The sequence below is a fragment of the Flagellimonas algicola genome (genome assembly GCF_005937185.1).
Classification (GTDB): domain Bacteria; phylum Bacteroidota; class Bacteroidia; order Flavobacteriales; family Flavobacteriaceae; genus Flagellimonas; species Flagellimonas algicola.
In genome coordinates, this window is record NZ_VCNI01000001.1 from 1157661 (window position 1) to 1181312 (window position 23652).

At 43.0% G+C, this 23652-nt stretch carries 20 protein-coding genes; 18 read left to right on the plus strand and 2 right to left on the minus strand.

What is annotated here, in order from left to right:
* Positions 1 to 143 precede the first annotated feature (143 nt).
* The 4 genes from FGG15_RS05145 (at position 144) to FGG15_RS05160 (ending at position 2143) form a co-directional block, all read left to right on the plus strand.
* Complete coding sequence (locus FGG15_RS05145) at positions 144 to 686, plus strand: RNA polymerase sigma factor (protein WP_138833887.1); 543 nt, start codon at positions 144 to 146, stop codon at positions 684 to 686.
* 33 nt (positions 687 to 719) lie between these two features.
* Entirely contained in the window at positions 720 to 1250 is a 531-nt protein-coding gene (locus FGG15_RS05150; RefSeq protein WP_138833889.1) for a hypothetical protein, read from the plus strand.
* Complete coding sequence (locus FGG15_RS05155; RefSeq protein ID WP_138833891.1) at positions 1243 to 1686, plus strand: hypothetical protein; 444 nt, start codon at positions 1243 to 1245, stop codon at positions 1684 to 1686. The genes FGG15_RS05150 and FGG15_RS05155 overlap by 8 nt, the downstream gene beginning before the upstream one ends.
* A 109-nt stretch (positions 1687 to 1795) precedes the next feature.
* Entirely contained in the window at positions 1796 to 2143 is a 348-nt protein-coding gene (locus FGG15_RS05160) for a DUF6515 family protein (RefSeq protein WP_138833893.1), read from the plus strand.
* A 50-nt stretch (positions 2144 to 2193) separates the two neighbouring features.
* Here the strand turns inward: FGG15_RS05160 and FGG15_RS05165 are convergent, their stop codons facing one another.
* Entirely contained in the window at positions 2194 to 3225 is a 1032-nt protein-coding gene (locus tag FGG15_RS05165; protein ID WP_138833895.1) for a beta propeller repeat protein, read from the minus strand.
* A 71-nt stretch (positions 3226 to 3296) separates the two neighbouring features.
* Between FGG15_RS05165 and FGG15_RS05170 the strand changes: the two genes are divergently transcribed.
* The 14 genes from FGG15_RS05170 to FGG15_RS05235 all read left to right on the plus strand — a co-directional run bounded on the left by FGG15_RS05170 (position 3297) and on the right by FGG15_RS05235 (position 21816).
* Entirely contained in the window at positions 3297 to 4508 is a 1212-nt protein-coding gene (locus tag FGG15_RS05170; protein WP_138833897.1) for an RsmB/NOP family class I SAM-dependent RNA methyltransferase, read from the plus strand.
* Between the two features lie 123 nt (positions 4509 to 4631).
* Positions 4632 to 5540 (plus strand): helix-turn-helix domain-containing protein, encoded by a 909-nt coding sequence (locus FGG15_RS05175; protein ID WP_138833899.1) that lies wholly within the window; start codon positions 4632 to 4634, stop codon positions 5538 to 5540.
* An 86-nt stretch (positions 5541 to 5626) separates the two neighbouring features.
* Entirely contained in the window at positions 5627 to 6382 is a 756-nt protein-coding gene (locus FGG15_RS05180) for an SDR family NAD(P)-dependent oxidoreductase (protein WP_138833901.1), read from the plus strand.
* 124 nt (positions 6383 to 6506) lie between these two features.
* On the plus strand, positions 6507 to 10190 hold the full coding sequence (purL, locus tag FGG15_RS05185) for a phosphoribosylformylglycinamidine synthase (RefSeq protein ID WP_138833903.1): 3684 nt from the start codon (positions 6507 to 6509) through the stop codon (positions 10188 to 10190).
* 234 nt (positions 10191 to 10424) lie between these two features.
* Positions 10425 to 10895, plus strand: coding sequence for a GNAT family N-acetyltransferase (locus tag FGG15_RS05190; RefSeq protein WP_237561748.1), 471 nt, complete (start codon positions 10425 to 10427; stop codon positions 10893 to 10895).
* Positions 10892 to 11467 (plus strand): Crp/Fnr family transcriptional regulator, encoded by a 576-nt coding sequence (locus tag FGG15_RS05195; RefSeq protein WP_138833905.1) that lies wholly within the window; start codon positions 10892 to 10894, stop codon positions 11465 to 11467. The genes FGG15_RS05190 and FGG15_RS05195 overlap by 4 nt, the downstream gene beginning before the upstream one ends.
* Before the next feature lie 78 nt (positions 11468 to 11545).
* Positions 11546 to 11899, plus strand: coding sequence for a TIR domain-containing protein (locus FGG15_RS05200; RefSeq protein ID WP_138833907.1), 354 nt, complete (start codon positions 11546 to 11548; stop codon positions 11897 to 11899).
* A gap of 108 nt (positions 11900 to 12007) precedes the next feature.
* The gene (locus FGG15_RS05205; RefSeq protein ID WP_138833909.1) at positions 12008 to 13780 is read left to right on the plus strand and encodes an AMP-dependent synthetase/ligase; all 1773 of its coding nucleotides are present in this window, start codon (positions 12008 to 12010) and stop codon (positions 13778 to 13780) included.
* A gap of 125 nt (positions 13781 to 13905) precedes the next feature.
* Positions 13906 to 14352 (plus strand): MarR family winged helix-turn-helix transcriptional regulator, encoded by a 447-nt coding sequence (locus tag FGG15_RS05210; RefSeq protein ID WP_138833912.1) that lies wholly within the window; start codon positions 13906 to 13908, stop codon positions 14350 to 14352.
* A 13-nt stretch (positions 14353 to 14365) separates the two neighbouring features.
* Complete coding sequence (locus FGG15_RS05215) at positions 14366 to 16771, plus strand: 3-hydroxyacyl-CoA dehydrogenase/enoyl-CoA hydratase family protein (RefSeq protein ID WP_138833914.1); 2406 nt, start codon at positions 14366 to 14368, stop codon at positions 16769 to 16771.
* Between the two features lie 68 nt (positions 16772 to 16839).
* A complete protein-coding gene (locus FGG15_RS05220; RefSeq protein WP_138833916.1) occupies positions 16840 to 18030 on the plus strand; it encodes an acetyl-CoA C-acyltransferase in 1191 nt (396 codons plus the stop codon).
* Between the two features lie 147 nt (positions 18031 to 18177).
* A complete protein-coding gene (locus tag FGG15_RS05225; RefSeq protein ID WP_313790982.1) occupies positions 18178 to 18426 on the plus strand; it encodes a four helix bundle protein in 249 nt (82 codons plus the stop codon).
* Between the two features lie 32 nt (positions 18427 to 18458).
* Positions 18459 to 20264 carry an acyl-CoA dehydrogenase family protein gene (locus tag FGG15_RS05230; protein ID WP_138833918.1) on the plus strand — a complete coding sequence of 602 codons (1806 nt, stop codon included), beginning with the start codon at positions 18459 to 18461 and terminating at the stop codon, positions 20262 to 20264.
* Between the two features lie 103 nt (positions 20265 to 20367).
* The gene (locus tag FGG15_RS05235) at positions 20368 to 21816 is read left to right on the plus strand and encodes a pyridoxal phosphate-dependent decarboxylase family protein (protein ID WP_138833920.1); all 1449 of its coding nucleotides are present in this window, start codon (positions 20368 to 20370) and stop codon (positions 21814 to 21816) included.
* Here the strand turns inward: FGG15_RS05235 and FGG15_RS05240 are convergent.
* Positions 21806 to 23605, minus strand: a complete 1800-nt coding sequence (locus FGG15_RS05240; RefSeq protein WP_138833922.1) for a glycoside hydrolase family 15 protein — start codon at positions 23603 to 23605, stop codon at positions 21806 to 21808. The two genes, FGG15_RS05235 and FGG15_RS05240, sit on opposite strands and share 11 nt — an antisense overlap.
* Between the last annotated feature and the right edge of the window lie 47 nt (positions 23606 to 23652).

Genomic DNA, 23652 nt, shown 5'->3' on the forward strand with positions numbered 1-23652 from the left:
CAAAATTCAAGTTCAAGCTCAAACTCCAACAATCCAAAAATCCAAGAATCCAACGTTCTCACCCAAGACTAAAGACTAAAGACCCACAGAAAAAATTAAACCTTTTACCTTTACCTTAGTCATAGCATCAAATCAACAAAAAATTGATCGCTGAGGAAACCTTAGTCGCTGAGCTAAAACATAAGGATAGTCAAGCCAGAGCCTTTGAAGTGTTGGTAAACACCTATAAGGAACGCTTGTATTGGCATATCCGAAGGATTGTCCTGAATCATGATGATGCTGATGATGTATTGCAGAATACCTTTATCAAAGTGTACAGGAACATAGACGGCTTTAAAGGGGATAGTAAGCTGTATTCCTGGATGTATCGCATAGCAACAAACGAATCCCTGACTTTTTTAAAGCAAAAATCCAAAAAAGCAGGTATCAGTGATGAGGAATTAAAAATGTCCTTGGTAGAAAACCTACAGTCCGATGTGTATTTTGAAGGGGACGAAATCCAATTAAAGCTTCAGAAAGCTTTGGCAACACTTCCGGACAAACAAAAGTTGGTTTTCACTATGAAGTATTTTCAGGAAATGAAATACGAAGAGATATCGGAAGTACTTGAAACCTCGGTTGGAGCCTTAAAAACCTCTTACCATTTGGCGGTAAAGAAAATTGAAGCGTATCTTAAAGCCGATTAAACCTTTTTAAGGTTCGGGGGTCAAACAAAAAAGATGGGAAAGGATAAAAAAAATAAATTCAAAACTCCGGAAGGTTATTTCGATAACTTTCATGACCGACTTATGGACAGGATCCAACAGGAGGATTCCCAAGCGGAAAAATCCATGATTCCTAAGTCGGACGGTTTTGCAGTGCCCGAGACCTACTTTGAAGACCTTGCCCCAAAAGTAATAGCCCAACTGGAACCTAAAGAGGTTAAAGTCGTTCAACTTAAATCTTATAAGAAAATATACTACAGCATAGCTGGAGTTGCCGCAGTATTGCTGTTATTCTTTGGACTCAATCGGAACAAGGTTGATACCGTAACTTTTGACGACTTGGCAAATTCTGAGTTGGAAGCCTATTTTGATACTAACGACTTCAATCTTTCTTCTTATGAAATTGCAGAGGTGGTTTCATTGGATCAGATTGAATTATCCGATATGCTGGACCAGAATTTGGGCGAGGAACAAATTTTGGAATATCTGGATGAAAATGTGGAGGATATTGAGGATTTAAACCTAGACTACAATGATTATGACTAAAAAAATACTCATACTAATTTTCAGTTTTGCCATGGGAACCTCATGGTTTTATGCCCAGGGTCCTGCCCGGGAACGCATCAAAACCCTAAAAGTGGCATTCATCACAGAACGTTTGAGCCTTACTAGCCAAGAAGCACAATCCTTCTGGCCTATCTATAATGAACACGAGGAAACTTTGGAGCGCATTCGAAGAACCGAACGTTTGGAACTTCGTTCCCAAATATCCTTCATCCAGGATTTATCCAATGCAGAATCCGCTACCCTATTGTCCAAGTTTTTGGACGTACAAAAAGAAAAACATGACGCCCAACTGGAGTTCATCTCCAAGATAAAAAATGTGATTTCGCCAAAAAAAACCTTGTTGTTGCTGAAGGCCGAAGAAGATTTTAAAAAGCGACTGTTACAGCAAATGCGAAAACGTAGAGGTGGTGGGTAATCCCCTATTTCGTTGAACGACACAAAAAAGGAGCCAATTGGCTCCTTTTTTAATTAAACCTTCTCATAAAACAGTCGTCAAAGAACCAGAAACCATAAAAATCTACATTATGAAAGCTTTAAAAACAATCCTAGTTGCAATGGCCCTTTTGGGAACAATGGTCGTTAGTGCCCAAAGAACAGTGGTTCGCGTATATCCCAAACACGGAACCGTGGTAACCACTATTAAAAAGCCACGAGTAGTCGTGCACAAAAAGGCCAATTTCTATTTTGCCGATGGAGTTTGGTACAAAGCCCGCGGAAAAAGGTACGTGGTGTGTGCTGCCCCGGTAGGCATCAAAGTTAGAAGACTCCCCAGAACCCGAACCGTGGTTGTGGTAAACGGAAGAAAACTATATAAGTCCAGAGGTATCTGGTATAAGAAATCAGGTCGCCATTATGTGGTGGTCAACGTTTAAGTTGGTTTGGTTAGTAGTTAGAAAAGAGCGGCGATATTCTCGTCGCTTTTTTATTGAAACACCAATCTGGCAATCCGGTTTTTTCCAGAGGCATAGGCAACTGTATCATTCAAAAAACGAAGGGCGTAAAAACCTTCATCGCTGAGCTGTTTCCAATGCCGTCCTGAATCTTGGGAATAGGAAATCCCTGTAAACCCAACCGCTACCAATCCCTCACCATCTGAATTGGGCATATACTGCACACAACTTTTATAGTTGGGTTCCTCCCCATCGGCAATCAATTGCCAAGTGGCACCCCCATCTTGGGTAACAACCTTATTGGCTTTGTTGGATTGGGGCTGGGTATAGTCCCCTCCAATGGCAAACCCGATATATTTATCATAAAAGTCAATGGAATAAATACCTTCGGCAGGTTTTTCTTTAACAATGGGAGTTGCGGTTTTTGACCATGTTTTACCCTTGTCCATAGATTTATAGACCGCACCAGTCGTTGTAGCAATCCAAGCACTGTTGCCAACAATGGCAATATTGGTATTGCTGGCTGCAAATGCCCCTTCCCCTTTTTCGGCAGCGGGCAACTGCGAGCAAGGTAATTTAGTCCACGTGTTTCCTCCATCCCGGGTAATTATGATGGACAAGCACCCAAACATGCTATCGCCCACAGCCATACCTTCACTAGCATTCCAAAATTTCATGGAATCATAGAAAACACCTTCGCCTTCTTCCTTATATACCAATTCCATAGTTCCAGAATTCCCTGTTTTGTAGAGCAAAGCCGGATTACCAGCTGAAAGCATAAAAAAGTCAGAGGCCGTTTTTCCCACAGCTCTAAATCCGGGATAAAGGCTGTCATAGGATTGAATATTGGAACGTACAGTATGGCTGATAACATCCAGGGTTCCGTACACACCGCCACTCCCTGCAAATGCCAATGTTTTGCGATCCAAAAACTCAATAGCACGTATGCTTACCGAATCTTTAAAAACAGTCTTCATCTCAACAGCGGAAAACTGCTTTGGTTTTTCCTTATCGGAACAGGCAACGATTAAAATCAGTAAGGCAAGTAATGGGAAGTATTTCATGCAGATGTGTTTGCCCAAATGTAATTGGAATCTTATTAGAAACCATACCTTTGCATTTCTTAATTTTTGGGATGCGATTACACCGAAACCTGGTCTTTGCCGTGATTGATGCGTTGAACATGATCTTCAACGAAAATGAATATGCCGATAAGGTAATTGAGAAAGTACTGCGGTATGATAAACGCTGGGGTGCCCGGGATAGAGGCTTTATTGCCGAAACCACTTACGACATTGTGCGTTGGAAACGTCTTTATGCTGAAATCGCAGAGGTGCACGAACCCTACTCTAGGGAACATTTGTTCCGGTTGTTTGCCGTTTGGTGTGTATTACGTGGCATCAGAATCCCAGATTGGAAGCAGTTGGAAGGTACTCCCGAGCGTCGAATCAAGGGTAGGTTTGATGAGCTGTCCAAAATCAGAAAAATAAAGGAATCCGTGCCAGATTGGATGGATGAGCTTGGTGAAAAGTCTTTGGGAAATGAACTTTGGACAAAGGAAATTGCCGCATTGAACAAGCAGGCCGAGGTCATTCTTAGAACCAATACCTTGAAAATAAAAAAGGAGCAGCTTCAAATTGCCTTGGCTCAACATGAAATTGAAGCCGAACCTATTAAGGGATATCCCGATGCCTTAAAACTCAAGGAGCGCAAGAACGTATTTACCACGGAATCCTTTAAAGATGGACTATTTGAAGTGCAGGATGCCTCGTCCCAGCTGGTGGCTCCTTTTTTGGAAGTGAAGCCTGGACAGCGGGTGGTGGATGCCTGCGCCGGTGCAGGTGGTAAAACCCTTCATTTAGCTTCACAGATGGAGAACAAGGGACAACTGATCGCCCTGGATATCTATGAGAGTAAGCTCAAAAAATTGAAGATTCGGGCGCGTCGCAATGGGGTCCACAATGTGGAAACAAGGGTTATTGATTCCACCAAAGTCATCAAAAAACTGCACAATAGTGCAGACCGACTTTTACTGGATGCTCCTTGTTCGGGATTGGGCGTGATTCGTCGTAATCCTGATTCAAAATGGAAGTTGGAACCAGAGTTCATAGAACGGATTATGGGTGTTCAACAGGATATTCTTCAGAATTACAGCAAAATGGTCAAAATAGGCGGGCAAATGGTCTATGCCACTTGTTCCATTCTGCCCCAAGAAAATACAGAGCAAGTGCAAAAGTTCTTGGGTTCTGAATCTGGTCAAGATTTTACCTTGGTCAAGGAGCAAAACATCTATGTCTCGGAACATGGGTTTGATGGTTTCTATATGGCGTTGCTCAAAAAACAATGAGCAGTAATCTATGAAAACAATCTATCCGATTTTCAAATTCCAAACTTGAAATCCCAAATTCCCAGCTCGAAGCAATCCAACAATCCAATAATCCCATTTATTTGATTTATGTAACTTTGAAGCATGGCCAAACGTGTTTCCATCGAGGAGTTTTATAGCTCCAGTCAAAATCGCATTCCAGAAGATCTCAAAACAGGGATAGGTCATTTCAATGTATTTAGGCTGGACGAATTTGCAGGGCCAAAACCCAAACCCATGCCCTTTAACCGTAGGGATTACTTCAAAATAAGCTTGGTGTCCGGAAGGAGCAAGGTGCACTACGCTGATAAGGTTGTGCCGGTTGATGAACATGTGCTGGTATTCTCCAACCCGCAAATACCGTACAATTGGGAACAAATAGATGAGCAACTTACTGGGTATTTTTGCGTATTTACCGAAACCTTTTTTCATCAATTTGGTACACTCTTAAACTACCCTGTTTTTCAACCCGGAGGAATTCCGGTAGTGCAGTTGACCCATCAGGATATTGGTAGATTCACTCCCCTGTTTCAACGCATGTTCAAAGAGCTGGATTCAGATTATGCCTTCAAGTATGATATCTTAAGAAACCTTGTTTTTGAGCTCATCCATGAGGCCCTGAAACTTCAGCCCGCACATACCATTACCAATGTCCATTCCAATGCTTCGGAAAGAATTACATCCCTGTTTACCGAATTATTGGAAAGACAGTTCCCCATAGAGAGTATGGGGCAGCGCATGAGGCTCCGTTCCCCATCTGATTTTGCCAATCAACTCAGTGTCCATACAAACCATTTAAACAGGGCATTACAGGAAGTTGAACAGAAAAGCACCTCCCACTTAATTGCAGAACGAGTTATCAAAGAAGCCAAAATACTGGTAAGACACAGCAATTGGAATATAGCTGAAATTGCATATGCGCTTGGATTTGAGGAAACTGCCCATTTTTCCAACTTCTTTAAAAAACACACCGACCTCTCTCCCTTAAAGTTTCGAAAAATCGAAATTATTTGATTTTTGCAATTATTGGATTGACCGTCACAAGACAGTCAAGCCGACCCTTTAGAACTTTGCAGTATTAATAATTAAAAACAAAAAACATGAGTACAAAAATTGCATTGATTACTGGCGGAAGTCGAGGGTTAGGTAGGGACATGGCCATTGAACTTGCCAAAAAAGGCTTGGATGTGGTCATCACATACCATTCAAATGAAACAGCAGCCAATTCTACTATAAATGAGATAGAGGCCATTGGCAGAAAAGGTGTGGCCTTGCAGTTGGACACCACCAAAGTTGCATTTCAATCTTTCAAAAGCCAACTGCAACAAACACTAAAAAAGGAATTTGATTCGGATACCATCGATTTTCTAATCAACAATGCCGGATTCGGGTATAACGCATCTGTTGCCGAAACCACTGAGGAAAACTTCGATCAGTTGTTTGATGTCCACTTTAAAGGGGTGTATTTCTTAACCCAGACGCTTTTGCCCATTCTAAAAGATGGAGGTGGAATCATCAACATATCGAGTGGGTTGGCTCGTTTTTCTTTTCCTGGATATTCGGCCTACGCGGCAATGAAAGGAGCTGTGGAAGTCTTTACCAGATATCTGGCCAAAGAGTTGGGACCTCGCCAAATTAAAGCCAATACCGTGGCTCCTGGAGCAATCAACACCGATTTCAACAAGGAGCGCTTCGAGGAAATGCCAGAGGTAATGGACCACATTGCCAACTTAACCGCCCTTGGCAGAGTTGGTGAAAGTCATGACATTGGTGGTTTGGTCGCTTTTTTATGTACAGATGAGGCCAAATGGATCAATGGTCAACGGATTGAGGCGTCTGGAGGTATGTTTGTTTAGGCTCCTAAATTCTTCAAAGCAGCTATTAACAATTCAGGTTGAAAACTGTTTTGTCCCCGAACATAGAATCACATAGAAAAGCGTAAATTTGCACTTTCTTAATCTGTTCAACAATTAGGCTGATATGATTCATTTCTTTGGGGACAAGGCAACAAAGGTTTTTGCCGTCCAGACTGCTCAAGAAATTGCACCAAAAGACATTCAGAAACTTACGTGGTTGTTCGCCTGTCCCGAACTGGTTTCGGGAGCATCAAAAAAACCTCTGGCGTCTCTTGACGCCTTTTTTATTGGACCCCGAGCCGCCATGATCACACCATGGAGTACCAATGCCACAGAGATTACCCAGAATATGGGAATTGAAGGAATCCTCAGGATTGAGGAGTTTCATACGGCAAGTGAAGATCATCAGGATTATGACCCCATGCTTTTCCAAAAATACAAGGGATTAAATCAAGAGATTTTTATTATCGATATTGTTCCAGAACCCATTTTGGAGATAGATGATATCGCAGCTTACAATCAGCAGGAGGGTCTTGCATTGAACGATGATGAAGTGATCTATTTGGAAGAATTGGCGCAGAAGATTGGCAGAAAGTTGACGGATTCGGAAGTTTTTGGCTTCAGTCAGGTGAATTCTGAACATTGCCGACATAAAATTTTCAATGGGACATTTGTTATTGATGGAGAAGAAAAACCATCATCCTTATTCAAAATGATCAAGAAGACTTCGGAGGAAAATCCGAATGAAATTGTTTCTGCCTACAAGGATAATGTGGCTTTTATCGATGGACCCAAAGCGGTGCAATTTGCTCCCAAAACAGCCGACAAGCCCGACTATTATGAGGAAACAGAGTTCAACTCAGTTCTGTCCTTAAAAGCCGAAACCCACAACTTTCCAACCACGGTAGAACCTTTTAATGGGGCGGCCACAGGTTCTGGAGGGGAAATTAGAGATCGTTTGGCAGGCGGGAAAGGCTCGCTTCCTTTAGCAGGTACAGCGGTGTACATGACCTCCTACTCCCGATTGGAAGAAAATCGTCCTTGGGAAAAGGGCATGGTGGAACGCGACTGGTTGTATCAAACCCCAATGGATATTTTGATCAAGGCTTCCAACGGCGCCTCCGATTTTGGGAACAAATTTGGTCAACCCCTAATTGCAGGTTCCGTGCTAACCTTCGAACATCAGGAGGACGCTCGAAAATTAGGTTTTGATAAGGTCATTATGCTAGCCGGGGGAATTGGATATGGAAAAAAAGAGCAAGCCCTCAAAGATCAACCCCAAAAAGAAGACAGAATAGTCATTCTAGGTGGAGACAATTATCGTATCGGAATGGGGGGTGCAGCAGTATCCAGTGCAGATACCGGGGAATTTAGTTCGGCCATTGAACTCAATGCAGTGCAACGCTCCAATCCCGAAATGCAAAAAAGAGCATCCAACGCCATTCGAGGGATGGTGGAGAGTCATGATAACCCTATCGTTTCCATACATGATCACGGTGCTGGCGGACATCTTAACTGTTTGTCCGAATTGGTTGAGGAAACCGGAGGTACCATCAATACAGATAAACTTCCCTTAGGAGACCCAACCCTATCGGCCAAAGAACTTATTGGGAATGAATCCCAGGAGAGAATGGGCTTGGTCATAGGTAAAAAAGACTTGGATTTATTGGATCGTATCGCGGCTCGTGAGCGCTCTCCCATGTACGATGTCGGTGAGGTTACAGGAGATCATCGATTTACATTTGTTTCGGATACATCCGGAGATAAACCCATGGATTTAGAGCTTTCCGACATGTTTGGAAGTTCCCCAAAAACCATAATGGAGGACCGCACAGTGCTTCGCGAATATGCCAAACTCAATTACTCCCTTGAACATTTTCACGATTATCTGGAACAGCTACTTCAGTTGGAGGCTGTGGCTTGCAAGGATTGGCTGACCAACAAAGTAGATCGCTGCGTTGGAGGACGCGTAGCCAAACAACAATGTGCGGGGCCACTGCAGTTGCCCTTGAACAATTGTGGTGTTATGGCGTTGGATTTCAAAAGTAAGGAGGGAATTGCCACCAGTATAGGACACTCACCAATTTCAGGTTTGGTTGACCCTGTTGCTGGAAGTAAAAATAGCATTACTGAAGCCTTGACCAATATTGTTTGGGCACCTCTTAAGGATGGGCTTAAATCGGTTTCATTATCCGCCAATTGGATGTGGCCCTGTAAAAACGAAGGTGAAGATGCCCGCCTTTATGATGCGGTCGAGGCAGTATCGGATTTTTCCATTGCCCTCGGAATCAATGTTCCTACCGGCAAGGATTCCCTATCCATGAAACAAAAGTATAAGGATGGTGATGTGCTTTCACCCGGCACGGTAATAATTTCTGCGGCTGCAAATTGTAATGACATCAACAAAATAGTTGAACCTATCTTGCAAAAAGATGGAGGAGATATCTATTACATCAACTTATCCAAAGATGGATATAAATTGGGAGGTTCCTCATTCGCCCAAATCCTGAATGAAATAGGTGACGAAGCACCTTCGGTAAACGATGCCGCATATGTAAAGTTGGTTTTCAACACCCTGCAGTCCTTGATAAAAGACGGTAAAATTCTTGCGGGTCATGATGTAGCGTCCGGTGGATTGATCACTACGCTGTTGGAAATGTGTTTTGCCGACTTAGCCCTTGGAGCACAACTGGATCTCACCGATGTTGGTGAAGAAGATACCATCAAATTGCTTTTTGCTGAAAATGCGGGAATTGTTTTCCAAGCGAAAGACAATTCAGCGGAAGAAGTGCTTAGGGATGCAGGGATTGCCGCAATCCGAATTGGTTCAGTTTCCTCAAAAGAGGAATTGACCATCAAAAACCATGGTATAGAAATAGGCCTGAACATTCCATCACTAAGGGACACTTGGTTCAAGACTTCATACCTACTTGACGCTAAACAGACCGCCCAAAATCTGGCCCAAGACCGCTATGAAAACTACAAAAACCAGCCCTTGGTTTACAAGTTTCCAGAAGGCGTCGCTTCGAGTGTCCCGATGAAATCGGGAAGTATCGAGAAGCCTAAAGCCGCTATCCTAAGGGAAAAAGGAAGCAACTCCGAACGTGAAATGGCCAATGCCATGTACTTGGCTGGATTTGATGTAAAGGATGTGCATATGACCGACCTGATTTCTGGGCGAGAATCCTTGGAGGATATTCAGTTTCTAGGTGCAGTGGGTGGCTTTTCAAATTCTGATGTGCTCGGTAGCGCCAAAGGTTGGGCCGGTGCCATCAAATACAACGAAAAAGCCAATAAGGTCATCAACGATTTCTTTGCCAGACCGGATACCCTATCCATTGGGATTTGCAATGGTTGTCAATTGTTCATGGAGTTGGATTTAATAAATCCAGATCACGAAACACATGGAAGATTGACGTACAACGACTCCGGCAAGCACGAAAGTAATTTTACCTCGGTCAAAATTCAAGAGAACAATTCGGTGATGTTGGGCTCCCTGGCGGAATCTACATTAGGGGTATGGATTTCCCATGGTGAAGGAAAGTTCAGCCTCCCACATTCTGAAGACCAATACGATATTGTGGCCAAATATGGTTATGAAAGCTATCCGGCCAACCCCAATGGGAGTGATTTCAACACCGCCATGTTATGTGACAAAACCGGCAGACACTTGGTGACTATGCCACATATAGAGCGTTCTACTTTTCCATGGAACTGGGCGCACTATCCGAAGGATAAGAATGATGAGGTCTCGCCTTGGCTACAAGCGTTTATCAATGCCAGGGAATGGGTGGAGGAAAATAGCTAGCACTGGATTAAGTTAGATTTTTTGATTATTGGATTGTTAGAGGAGTTGATGTTCAAAGTAACAGCTCTGTTTCTTTATCTTGATTCTTAAACTTCAAGTTTCGTGTAAATTTGTCACATTCGTGTCCAACAATTGAACCACTGACATTGCAAAATGTAATTCTTTAAATTGGTGGCACCTGCCCACCGGAAGGCAGGTTCGTGTCAAGCAGTTAAACAAGTTAAAAGCATAATTGTGCCAAATATCATACGTCAAGCTACTATAGAAGATGTTCCTGCAATAGTTGAAATGCTGGCCAATGATAAATTGGGCAAGCTACGGGAAGATTTTCAGGAACCCTTTCCAAAAAAATACCTCAAGGCTTTCAAAAACATCAACAAGTATCCAAATCAGGAACTTATGGTATTTGAACATGAATCCGGAAAGGTTATCGGTACTTTACAGCTCAGTTTTATTCAATATTTAACCTATCAAGGCGGGATTCGAGCCCAAATAGAGGCTGTACGGGTGCACCATAATTATCGCGGTAAGGGAATCGGTAAAAAATTGTTCAGGTGGGCCATTGAGCGAGCTAAGGAAAAAGGAGCACATGTGGTACAGCTCACCACAGACAAAAAACGCCCAGATGCTTTGGAATTCTATAAAACCTTGGGATTCACTGATTCGCATGAAGGCATGAAACTACACCTTAATCCAACCCAATGAAGGAGTTTAGGTGTGTTCTCACCAACTTGGAAAAGCATATTCAGCTGACACCTGAAGAGGTTAACCTATTTATATCCCATCTTCATCATGCGAAGCTTCAAAAACAAGAGACCCTACTGGAGCAAGCTGCTTTTTGCGATGCCATTTACTTTGTTAACGAAGGTATGTTGCGGGCCTTTTCATTAGCCGAGGATGGCAAGGAACACACGGTTATGTTTGCCACCTCGGATTGGTGGATCACGGATATGTTTGCGTTTGTCAAAGAGCAAAAGAGTGTGGTTAGCATTGAGGCACTTGTTCCTTCGTCTGTGTTGCGCCTGTCCAAATTGGATTATGAGGAACTTCTTTTTCAGATTCCAAAGTTGGAGCGCTTCTTTAGAATCCTAATGCAAAATGCGTACATACGGGAACAACGAAGAAGTATGGAAAACCTTGCTCTCCCGGCCAAGGAAAAGTATGAAATTTTCAAGAACAGATACCCGGAAATATCAAAACAGCTCAACCAAAAACAGATTGCATCCTATTTGGGGATTACCCCTGAGTTTCTGAGCATGATTCGCAACAACTCTTAGTAATCCTATTTCTTAAACTACTTTATTTGCCATCAAAACATTTCCAGCTTACTTTATCAATATCAAAAATGCCTTATTATGATGATATTGATAGCAGGCCCCTATAGAAGTGGCACCAACAACGACCCTGAGCTTATGAAAAAGAACTTGGAGCGCTTAGAGGCTATGGCCTTGCCGCTGTTCCGAATGGGGCATATGCCCATCATTGGGGAATGGTTGGCCTTGCCCCTTCTTAAATTGGCCGGAGCAAAAGAACCAGGAGATAAAGTCTGGCAGGAAATCCAGTATCCAGCAGCGCATCGTATGCTGCTTAAATGTGATGCCATCCTCCGAATCCCAGGGGAATCCAAGGGTGCAGACCAGGACGTGGAGGTGGCCAAAAAAAATGGGCTTAAGGTGTATTATTCCATCGATGAAATTCCATCGGCCTAGCCGAAACCTCATTGTCAAATTTTAAATTTTTCCTGCGCTATAGTAAGAATACCATTTCTTAATCTGGGTCCTATTTCCTATTTTGCAATTACTTTACAGAAACTTACTATGCAAACAGTTACCAGATTATTTGATTTTCCATATTACCAGTTGGAAAAATTCCCCCTTGAAAATTCGCTGGTTACCAAATACAACGGAAAGTGGGTGCCTACCTCCACGCAGGCCTATATTGATCAGGCCAATGCCGTTAGCCGAGCTTTGTTGAGATTGGGGGTTCAACCAAACGACAAAATTGCCGTGATTTCCATGACCAACAGAACGGAATGGAATATTATGGATATAGGGATATTGCAAATAGGTGCACAAAATGTACCTATTTACCCTACCATCTCAGCGGCGGATTATGAATATGTTCTGAATCACTCCGAGGCAAAATATTGTTTTGTTTCCTGTAACGAGGTTTTGGAAAAGGTGCTCGAGGTGTCATCCAAAATCAAGAATTTAAAGGATGTCTACTCCTTTGACGAATTGGGCAATTGCAAAAACTGGAAAGAAGTGTTGGATATGGGTGCGGACACATCCAATCAGGAAGAAGTGGAAAAGTTGAAAGCGCAGGTAACACCCAATGACCTGGCCACCTTGATTTATACTTCGGGAACCACGGGAAGGCCCAAAGGCGTAATGCTGTCCCATGATAATTTGGTTAGCAACGCCATTGAAAGTTCCAAGCGTTTTCCCATTGTGGATGGTGAAACCCGTTCCTTGAGCTTTTTGCCCCTATGCCATGTATATGAGCGAATGCTAATTTATCTGTACCAGTATAGAGGTGTGGCCATACATTATGCCGAGTCCTTGGAAACCATAAGTGACAACCTCAAGGAAACCCAACCACATGTGATGACAGCGGTTCCTCGTTTGTTGGAAAAGGTATATGACAAAATCATATCCAAAGGAGCAGCACTTACTGGTATTAAAAGAAAGCTTTTCTTTTGGGCCGTTGAAGTGGGTTTAAAATATGAACCGTATAGACAAAATGGTTGGTGGTACGAAAAGAAACTGGCCTTGGCCCGTAAACTTATTTTTAGCAAGTGGAAAGAAGGACTTGGCGGCAACTTGAAATTAATAGCCTCAGGTAGTGCTGCCTTACAACCCCGCTTGGCACGAATTTTCAACGCTGCTGAAATGGGCGTAATGGAAGGATATGGTTTAACTGAGACTTCTCCCGTAGTTTCCGTTAATGATATGCGGGAAAGCGGTTTTAAAATTGGAACGGTGGGAAGACCTATTGCCAGAACAGAAGTGAAAATTGCCGATGATGGCGAAATCTGTATTAAAGGCCCACAGGTTATGCAAGGGTATTACAAAGACCCTGAAAAAACCGCCGAAGTTCTTAAAGATGGCTACTTCCACACTGGGGATATAGGTGAGGTGGATGCTGAAGGTTTCTTACGGATCACCGATCGTAAGAAGGAAATGTTCAAGACGTCTGGTGGAAAGTATGTGGCTCCGCAATTGTTGGAAAATCGCTTTAAGCAATCCCGATTTATAGAGCAGATCATGGTAGTGGGCGAAGGTGAGAAAATGCCGGCCGCCCTAATCCAACCAAATTTTGAGTTTTTGCACGAATGGGCCAAACGCCATGAGATAACTGTGGGCGCCAACTCGGATATTACAATAAATGACAAAGTCATTTCCCGATTCCAAGAAGAAGTGGACATGGCCAACGAGGACTTTGCCAAATGGGAAAAAGTAAAACAATTTAGGCTTACCCCGGATGTTTGGAGTGTGGATGATGGTCACCTAACCCCAACGATGAAACTCCGCCGTAAAATTGTAAAGGAAAAATATCTAGACCTGTACAATAGTATTTACGGGTATTAATTAGAGTGCCAGACCAACCAAAATAATTGGCCCGACTTACATCGGGCTTTTTTAATTTCGATTTCTGAAATTTATTATGCATGCATAATAAATTTTTGTATATTTGGTCACACCAATCCTGTTCCATGAAAGATTTGACCATTGATTATGCTTTAAGGGCCACCTGGCAAGCGGTTAGCAAGATGTATAATGAAGAGGCCAAGAACTACGGGCTTACCATGGCCATAGGTTTTACCCTGCTGAGCATAGACCCCAAAAAAGGTACCCCAAGTACCGCTTTGGGACCCAAAATGGGCATGGAGGCAACAAGCTTGTCCAGAATTCTGAAAAACATAGAGGAACGGGGATACATTCAACGGAAGCCCAATCCAAAGGACGGGAGGGGTGTTTTAATCCATTTGACAGCTTTGGGGCTGGACAAACGAAAAGATTCCAAAGATGTGGTGCTTCGGTTCAACGAGGTGGTCAAAGAACATGTTTCCGAAGAGGATTTGGCCAGCTTTTTTAAGACAGCGGCAGTGATCAACAAGCTTATCGTAGATAAAAAAATATATATAAAATCAACAAATTAATTCCAACGCTTACATGAAAAGGCATATCAATAAAGTTGCCGTAATCGGTTCCGGCATTATGGGCAGTGGCATAGCCTGTCACTTTGCCAACATCGGGGTCGAAGTACTATTATTGGATATTGTTCCCCGAGAACTTAACGAGAAGGAAAAAGCCAAGGGTCTCGGCTTGGAAGACAAGGTAGTGCGAAACAGACTCGTGAACGATTCCTTGGCAGCTGCACTAAAATCTAAACCCTCCCCCATTTACCATCAAAAATTTGCCAGCAGGATCGCTACTGGAAATTTGGAAGATGATATTGCCAAGGTTGCAGACGTAGATTGGATCATTGAAGTGGTGGTGGAACGCCTCGATATTAAAAAACAGGTATTCGAAAACCTGGAAAAGCATAGAACACCCGGCACCTTGATCACTTCCAATACCTCGGGTATTCCCATCAAGTTTATGAGTGAGGGAAGAAGTGAGGATTTCCAAAAACATTTTTGTGGAACCCACTTTTTCAATCCGGCCAGGTACCTGAAACTATTTGAGATCATTCCTGGACCCAAGACCTCTAAAGAAGTACTGAATTTCCTCAATGGATACGGAGAGCAATTCCTGGGAAAAACATCGGTAGTAGCCAAAGACACACCAGCTTTTATTGGTAATCGGATTGGAATTTTCAGCATTCAAAGTCTCTTCCATGCCGTAAAGGATTTGGGCATGACCGTGGAAGAAGTGGATAAACTTACGGGACCTGTTATAGGTCGACCTAAATCTGCAACCTTTCGCACAGTTGACGTTGTGGGATTGGACACCTTGGTACACGTAGCCAATGGCATCCATGAAAATTGCAAAGAGGACGAACGTCTTGAGTTGTTTCAGCTTCCTGATTTCATCAACACAATGGTGGAAAATAAATGGTTGGGGAGCAAAACCGGACAAGGTTTCTACAAAAAAGTAAAGGACGATAAAGGTAAAAGCGAGATTTTAACTTTGGATTTGGACACGATGGACTATCGTGCCAAAAAAAGTGCCAAGTTCGCTACCCTGGAATTGACCAAGACCATTGATAAGGTGGTGGACCGTTTTTCAGTACTAACTGCTGGAAAAGATAAGGCTGGGGAATTTTACAGAAAAAGCTTTGGCGCATTGTTCGCCTATGTTTCGCATAGAATTCCTGAAATTTCAGATGAGCTTTATAAAATAGACGATGCCATGAAGGCTGGATTTGGTTGGGAACACGGTCCCTTCCAGATTTGGGACGCTGTAGGTCTGGAAAAAGGTCTGGAATTCATTAAAACCGAAGGCCTGGAGGCTGCAGCTTGGGTTTCCGAAATGAAAGAAGCTGGTGTTACCTCATTTTACTCTGTAAAAGATGGTGCGACCTATTTCTATAATATTCCTAAAAAATCAATGGCCAAAGTACCCGGTCAGGATGCCTTTATTATTCTGGATAACATCCGGAAATCCAATGAGGTGTTCAAGAACAGTGGGGTAGTCATCGAAGATTTGGGAGATGGTATTTTGAATATCGAATTCCAATCCAAGATGAATACCATTGGCGGTGATGTTCTGGCCGGACTCAACAAAGCTGTTGATTTGGCAGAAAAGGATTTCCAGGGATTGGTGGTAGGTAACCAAGCTGCCAATTTCTCGGTTGGGGCCAATATTGGAATGATCTTTATGATGGCCGTGGAGCAAGAGTATGATGAACTGAATATGGCCATCAAATACTTCCAGGACACCATGATGCGGATGCGCTATTCCTCAATTCCGACTATTTCTGCACCACACGGTATGTGTTTAGGTGGTGGATGTGAGCTTTCGTTGCACGCGGATAAAATTGTTGCCGCTGCGGAGACCTATATTGGATTGGTGGAATTTGGTGTTGGGGTCATCCCAGGTGGAGGTGGTTCCAAGGAAATGGCGCTACGGGCATCGGATACCTTCCGTAAAAACGATGTAGAATTGAACGTGTTGCAAGAGTATTTCCTCACCATTGGAATGGCCAAAGTGTCCACTTCGGCCTATGAGGCTTACGATTTGGGAATCATGCAAAAAGGAAAAGATGTAGTGGTTGTCAATAAAGACCGACAAATAGCTACAGCTAAGGCTTATGCCAAGCTCATGGCAGAGGCTGGATATACTAAACCGGTGAAACGCAAGGATGTTAAGGTTCTTGGAAAACAGGCTTTGGGTATGTTCTTGGTTGGAACGGATTCCATGGAAGCCGGACACTATATTTCTGAACACGACAAGAAAATTGCAGATAAGTTGGCCTATGTAATGGCTGGTGGGGATTTGTCCGAGGCCAGCTATGTCACCGAGCAATATCTTTTGGATTTGGAACGAGAAGCATTCCTATCCCTTTGTACCGAAAGAAAGACTTTGGAACGTATACAGCATATGTTGAAAACAGGCAAGCCTTTAAGAAATTAATAATGTTGAATTTTAAATTTTGAATTGACCCATTCAACATTAAACATTAAACATTTAAAATCACGTACGTGAAAACAGCATACATAGTTAAAGCATATAGAACGGCAGTAGGAAAGGCTCCCAGAGGTTTGTTTAGGTTTAAAAGACCTGATGAACTGGCAGCGGAAACCATTGAGCACATGATGAAGGAGCTGCCCAATCTGGATAAAAAACGCATTGATGATGTCATTGTCGGAAATGCCATGCCAGAAGCAGAACAAGGCTTGAACATGGCTCGTTTGATTTCCTTAATGGGATTAGAAATTGACGATGTGCCCGGGGTTACGGTCAACAGATATTGTGCATCCGGTTTGGAAACCATTGGAATTGCCACCGCTAAAATCCAGTCTGGAATGGCAGACTGTATTATTGCCGGGGGTTCTGAAAGTATGAGTTACATTCCCATGGGCGGATACAAACCTACTCCTGACTACGCTACAGCAAAGGAAGGAAATGAAGATTATTACTGGGGTATGGGATTAACGGCCGAAGCAGTGGCCAATCAATTCAAAATATCAAGGGAAGACCAGGATGTATTTGCCTATAGCTCCCACATGAAAGCGCTTAAGGCCCAAGAAGAAAATCGTTTTCAGGACCAAATTGTTCCGATAGAGGTGGAACACACCTTTGTCAATGCAGAGGGAAAAAAAGAAACCAAGTCCTATACCGTAAGTAAGGATGAAGGACCGCGGAAAGGGACCAATATTCCTACCCTGAACAAATTACGCCCAGTTTTTGCAGCTGGAGGAAGTGTTACCGCAGGAAATTCATCCCAAATGAGTGATGGAGCAGCCTTTGTGATGGTGATGAGCGAGGAAATGGTAAAGGAATTGAATCTGGAACCTATTGCCCGCTTGGTCAATTATGCCGCAGCCGGAGTGGAACCCAGAATTATGGGAATTGGACCCGTAAAAGCCATTCCAAAGGCTTTGAAACAAGCCGGATTAAAACAGAATGATGTAGAATTGATTGAGTTGAATGAAGCCTTTGCTTCACAATCTCTTGCTGTTATGCGCGAGCTGGATTTAAACCAGGAAATAGTGAACGTGAATGGTGGCGCAATCGCCTTGGGACATCCTCTGGGTTGTACAGGGGCCAAGCTGTCGGTTCAACTTTTTGATGAGATGCGCAAACGCAATATGAAAGGAAAATACGGCATGGTGACTATGTGTGTTGGAACTGGACAAGGAGCCGCGGGGATATACGAGTTTCTGAACTAAAGCAATTTTAGATTTTGAAGTATGAATGTTGAATGAGGTGAAGGAGGACAATGTTATTTTAAGAAAGACATTTGAGTTTTCGCTTTCGATAATTGAATTGTTTAAGGATTTAAAAAAAATAAAGAATTCGTTCTTTCAAAACAACTGTTGAGAAGCGGCACTAGTATTGGAGCAAATGTGAATGAGGCGACTGCTGCGGAATCTAAAAAGGATTTTATCCATAAAATGGCAATTGCTTCTAAAGAAGCTAGGGAAACACAATATTGGTTAAAACTTTTGGATCGTTCCAAACTTGGGCAAGTAAACTGTAATGAGCATTTAAAAGGTATTGATGAAATAATAAAGATTCTTACCAAAATTGTGAAGACCTCACAGGAGAATCTGAGAAGCATTTAAAATTAAAAATTGAGCATTAAAAATTAATTAGAATGGAAACCCTAAATAAAGACATCCTACGAGGCGGGCAATTCTTGGTCAAGGAAACCAAATGCGAAGACGTATTTACCCTTGAAGACCTCAACGAGGAGCAAAAAATGATGCGGGAAAGCACCAAAGAGTTCGTGGATCGTGACCTTTGGGGCCATTGGGAACGTTTTGAGCAGAAAGATTATGCTTATACCGAAGAAACCATGCGCAAAGCTGGCGAATTGGGCTTGTTGAGCATTGCTGTTCCAGAAGCTTACGGCGGTATGGGAATGGGATTTGTCTCTACCATGTTGGTATGCGATTATATTTCTGGGGCTACTGGTTCCTTCAGTACGGCCTTTGGAGCACATACCGGTATTGGCACCATGCCCATAACCCTATATGGCACCAAGGAACAAAAGCAGAAATACGTGCCCAAATTGGCAACGGGCGAATGGTTTGGCGCGTACTGTTTGACAGAACCCGGAGCAGGTTCGGACGCCAATTCAGGTAAGACCAAAGCTGTGTTGTCTAAAGATGGTAAGTTCTACAATATCACTGGTCAAAAAATGTGGATTTCCAATGCGGGATTCTGTAACCTGTTTATTGTGTTTGCCAGAATTGAGGATGATAAAAATATTACTGGATTCATCGTTGAAAACGACCCAGAAAATGGAATCACACTAGGAGATGAGGAAAAGAAGCTGGGGATTCACTCCTCCTCTACCCGTCAGGTATTTTTCAACGAAACCAAGGTTCCGGTTGAAAATATGCTTTCTGAAAGAGGAAATGGGTTCAAAATAGCCATGAATGCCCTAAATGTAGGTCGAATCAAGTTGGCTGCTGCTTGTTTAGAAGCTCAACGCCGAGTGACCACAGAAGCGGTAAAATATGCCAACGAGCGTATTCAGTTTAAAACTCCAATTATGAACTTTGGAGCTATAAAGGCCAAGGTGGCCGATATGGCCACCAACGTTTATGCGGATGAATCAGCTTGCTATAGAGCGGCCAAAAATATTGAGGATAGAATCGCTTTGCGTGAAGCAGACGGAAACAGTCACCAAGAAGCAGAGCTCAAAGGTGTTGAGGAATATGCCATTGAGTGCTCCATTTTGAAAGTGGCAGTTTCGGAACACGTGCAGCACACCACTGATGAAGGCATTCAAATATTTGGTGGGATGGGCTTTAGTGCAGACACGCCTATGGAATCTGCATGGAGAGATGCCAGAATTTCCAGAATTTACGAGGGTACCAACGAGATTAATAGAATGTTGGCTGTAGGCATGTTGGTTAAAAAGGCTATGAAAGGTCATGTGGACCTATTGGGGCCTGCCACGGCAGTTGGCGAAGAATTGATGGGCATCCCGTCCTTTGATACTCCCGATTTCTCAGAACTTTTTTCTGAAGAAAAAGATTTGGTGACCCGCTTGAAAAAAGTGTTTCTAATGATTGCAGGAAGCGCAGTACAAAAGTATGGGCCAGCATTAGAGGAACATCAGATGTTATTGATGTCGGCTGCGGATATTTTGATTCAGATTTATTTGGCAGAATCCACTATCTTACGCACGGAGAAAAACGCCAAAAGATTTGGAGAAGATTCCCAAGCAGCACAAATTGCAATGAGCAAGTTATATTTGTACCGCGCGGTGGATATTATAAATCAAAAAGGAAAAGAAGCGATAGTTTCTTTTGCTGAAGGCGACGAACAACGTATGATGCTCATGGGACTCAAACGTTTTACGAAATATACAAATCAACCCAATGTCGTGGCACTCCGCACCCTAGTTGCGGACAAGGTTGCAGCGGATAATGGGTATACCTTTGACTAATTCAAATGATGCTGAAACAAAGCTCAATTTGGAACCGCCTCGAAAGGGGCGGTTTTTTTATGGTTTATTTTGACACTTTTGGCAATCCGCATACCTTTATTCCATGGATGAAAAATTGCTGAATACCGTCTACAATTCGGAGAGTTTTAGAAATCAAGGACATACCCTTATCGACCTTTTGGCCAATCACCTGGAAAAGTCATTATCTGGTTCATCCCAGAAGACCATGAATTGGAAAAATCCTGAAGACGAACTAGGCCTTTGGAAGGTTTTTTTGGAACAAGGAAATCTTTCCGATTTCTTTCCCCAAATCCTGGAACGTACCATCCATACCCACAATCCTAAATATGTGGGGCATCAAGTAGCTGCCCCCGCTCCCATCGGAGCACTTACAGGAATGATTGGTTCCATATTGAACAACGGAATGGCGGTGTACGAAATGGGAATGGCTCCAACCGCCATGGAACGTATAGTGTGTGATTTATTGGGTGAACGAATCGGCTATGACAAAAATTCCCGGGGCATACTGACTTCCGGCGGAACGTTGGCCAATCTAACAGCTCTGTTATCGGCAAGAAAGGCTATGGTTGACAGCGATGTTTGGAACAACGGACTCACTCATAAGTTGGGCATCATGGTTAGCGAGGAGGCTCATTATTGTGTGGACAGGGCAGCCAAAATCATGGGGCTGGGTGAAGTTGGCATTATCAAGGTTCCGGTGACGGGTACCTACACCATAGATGTGGAAAAATTGGAACCCTATTACCAAGAAGCCAAAAAAAATGGTATCGAGGTGTTTGCCATAGTAGGAAGTGCTCCCTCCACTGCAACTGGAATCTATGACGATTTGGAAGCCATTGGGCAATTTGCCGAAAAACACAATTTATGGTTTCATGTGGACGGTGCCCATGGCGGAGCTGCCATATTCTCCAAGAAATACGAACATTTGCTCAATGGGATCGAAAGTTCTGATTCTGTGGTTATCGACGGACATAAAATGATGATGATGCCCACCATTACCACCGCCTTGATTTATAAGGAAGGCAAGCATTCGCACACCACATTTACCCAAAAGGCGGATTATTTGCTGACACATACGGACGAGGAAGATTGGTACAATGGGGGCAAACGAACGTTTGAATGCACCAAATCCATGATGAGCTTGCATTGGTACATTATGCTAAAACTGTATGGGGAAGAAGTTTTTGACCAAAACGTGACCACACTCTATGATTTAGCCATGGAATTTGAACAGTTGTTGAAGAAAGATAACCACTTCGAACTCGCTTTTGAACCCCAATCCAATATTCTATGTTTTCGATATCTAGACGCTGGTTTGAATCTAGAAGAGCTAAATTCCATAAATCAAGCCATACGCCAGGAATTACTGGAAGATGGTGAATTCTATTTGGTGCAAACCAAGTTGCGTGGTGTCCATTATTTACGAACAACCTTGATGAATCCGTTCACCACCACCAAGCATCTGTCCCAACTGTTGGAAAAGATAAAATCAGTAGCTGAAAAACTATTGGCCAAACAGCTCAGCCAATAGATTCCAGGATTTTCTCCTCGCTCTTTTTGCGTGAAAAATTGATAGCACATTCTATCAAGGCCAAATGGGAATAAGCTTGCGGGAAGTTCCCTAGCAACCGCTTGGTCTTGAAGTCAATATCCTCACTAAACAAACCGAGGTGGTTACTGTAACTTAGCAAACGCTCAAAATGGGCCAAAGCTTTTTCCTCCTCCCCTATTTTGAACAAGCTATTGATGAACCAAAACGTACAAATGGTAAAGGATGAGGATGGTAATCCGAAATCATCTTCATTTTTATAGCGGTACAGCAGACCGTCATTGCTCAAATCCTCCTCAATGGCTCGCACTGTGCTCACAAATTTTGGGTCTCTGGCATGAATGAATCCGTAAGACTCCATGAGCAGTACAGAGGCATCCAAATCACTTGAACCATAGGATTGCACAAAGGCATTTCTATCTGGATTCCAAGCGTGTTCGTGTATATCCTCCTTGATTTCTTGTTCAAGCGCGGTCCACTTTTCGATCTTCCTTGATTTTCCAAAAATTCGTGCCACCTTGATCGCTCTATCCAAAGCTACCCAACAGAGCACCTTGGAGAAGGTAAAGTGCCTATCTTCCCCGCGGAATTCCCAGATTCCTTTATCCGGTTCCCGCCAGTGTTTACTTACAATCCAAACAATTCCTTTGGTAATGCTCCAAAGCTCCTCCCCATTCTCCATATCGTTGCTGAACTTGACCAATTGCTCATAGATTACATCCATAAGAATGCCATAAATGTCATTCTGCTTTTGCTTATAAGCTGCATTTCCAATACGCACGGGTTTGGAACCCTTATAACCTTCTAGGTGTTCCAAGGTTTTTTCAGTAAGCGTTTTTTGCTTGTTGATCCCATACATGATCTGGAGTTTTTCATCCTTGTCTGGCATCAAATCAATAATAAACTGCAAATATCTTTTGGCGGAGTTCTTATGCCCCAACTCAGACACCACCTTGATCACCATAGAGGCATCCCTGATCCAGCAAAACCTATAATCCCAGTTCCGTACCTCCCCAATGGTTTCCGGTAAGGAGGTTGTGGCTGCGGCCAATACCGCCCCCGTTTTATCATAGGTCAGCATTTTTAGGGTAATGGCACTACGCATGATTTCATCATTGAACTGTTTATAAGTCGGAGTTCTATCCACCCAATCCAGCCAATAAATCTTGGTACGTTCCAATTCCAATGACATTTTCTCTGTGGTCGGTTTCAGGATTTTTTCATTGTAGCAAATCAAAAAATACCCATCCTCTTTAAGCACAATTTCCTCCCCGTCCATTACCCTATTCTTGTTGAACGAGGTGTAGAGAAAAAGGGTGTCAAATTTTTGCTTGTTGGTCAGGCTCACAATGAAGTTGGCCTTTACATGGTTGGCGGTATTCCCTTGCGCATATTCCAATCTGGGATCGTAATGAACGCTAAACCTTGGAGTCCCAGAGATGTGTTTTACATATCGCACAATTTCCGGTGGGGCATTGTATTTTCCGGTCAACTTATGGTACCTCGGCATAAAGTCATGAACCTCAAAAGTGTTTTCACCATCGGAATAGCGAGTTACCAAAATAGCAGTATTTCTATAGTACTCTTGATGTATTTCGTAATTGTATTTGGTTTTGATTTCAAAACTCCCACCATTCTTGTTATCCAGGAGTTTGGCAAAAACTGAAGTGGAATCAAATTGGGGTAGGCAGCACCAATCCAGGGAGCCAGTATCGGAAATCAACGCGGCACTTCTACAGTTACCAATTATTCCGTAATTTAGGTTATCCATAGTCAGGATTTAAATTTCTGTTGGTTAAATAATGGTTTTTTTACCTT

What these genes read in the sequence shown, in the direction of transcription:
- FGG15_RS05150 (WP_138833889.1), top strand. Translation starts at nt 720, where the DNA reads ATGGGAAAGGATAAAAAAAATAAATTCAAAACTCCGGAAGGTTATTTC.
- FGG15_RS05155 (WP_138833891.1), top strand. Translation starts at nt 1,243, where the DNA reads ATGACTAAAAAAATACTCATACTAATTTTCAGTTTTGCCATGGGAACC.
- FGG15_RS05160 (WP_138833893.1), top strand. Translation starts at nt 1,796, where the DNA reads ATGAAAGCTTTAAAAACAATCCTAGTTGCAATGGCCCTTTTGGGAACA.
- FGG15_RS05165 (WP_138833895.1), bottom strand. Translation starts at nt 3,225, where the DNA reads ATGAAATACTTCCCATTACTTGCCTTACTGATTTTAATCGTTGCCTGT.
- FGG15_RS05170 (WP_138833897.1), top strand. Translation starts at nt 3,297, where the DNA reads ATGCGATTACACCGAAACCTGGTCTTTGCCGTGATTGATGCGTTGAAC.
- FGG15_RS05175 (WP_138833899.1), top strand. Translation starts at nt 4,632, where the DNA reads ATGGCCAAACGTGTTTCCATCGAGGAGTTTTATAGCTCCAGTCAAAAT.
- FGG15_RS05180 (WP_138833901.1), top strand. Translation starts at nt 5,627, where the DNA reads ATGAGTACAAAAATTGCATTGATTACTGGCGGAAGTCGAGGGTTAGGT.
- purL (WP_138833903.1), top strand. Translation starts at nt 6,507, where the DNA reads ATGATTCATTTCTTTGGGGACAAGGCAACAAAGGTTTTTGCCGTCCAG.
- FGG15_RS05195 (WP_138833905.1), top strand. Translation starts at nt 10,892, where the DNA reads ATGAAGGAGTTTAGGTGTGTTCTCACCAACTTGGAAAAGCATATTCAG.
- FGG15_RS05200 (WP_138833907.1), top strand. Translation starts at nt 11,546, where the DNA reads ATGATGATATTGATAGCAGGCCCCTATAGAAGTGGCACCAACAACGAC.
- FGG15_RS05205 (WP_138833909.1), top strand. Translation starts at nt 12,008, where the DNA reads ATGCAAACAGTTACCAGATTATTTGATTTTCCATATTACCAGTTGGAA.
- FGG15_RS05210 (WP_138833912.1), top strand. Translation starts at nt 13,906, where the DNA reads ATGAAAGATTTGACCATTGATTATGCTTTAAGGGCCACCTGGCAAGCG.
- FGG15_RS05215 (WP_138833914.1), top strand. Translation starts at nt 14,366, where the DNA reads ATGAAAAGGCATATCAATAAAGTTGCCGTAATCGGTTCCGGCATTATG.
- FGG15_RS05230 (WP_138833918.1), top strand. Translation starts at nt 18,459, where the DNA reads ATGGAAACCCTAAATAAAGACATCCTACGAGGCGGGCAATTCTTGGTC.
- FGG15_RS05235 (WP_138833920.1), top strand. Translation starts at nt 20,368, where the DNA reads ATGGATGAAAAATTGCTGAATACCGTCTACAATTCGGAGAGTTTTAGA.
- FGG15_RS05240 (WP_138833922.1), bottom strand. Translation starts at nt 23,605, where the DNA reads ATGGATAACCTAAATTACGGAATAATTGGTAACTGTAGAAGTGCCGCG.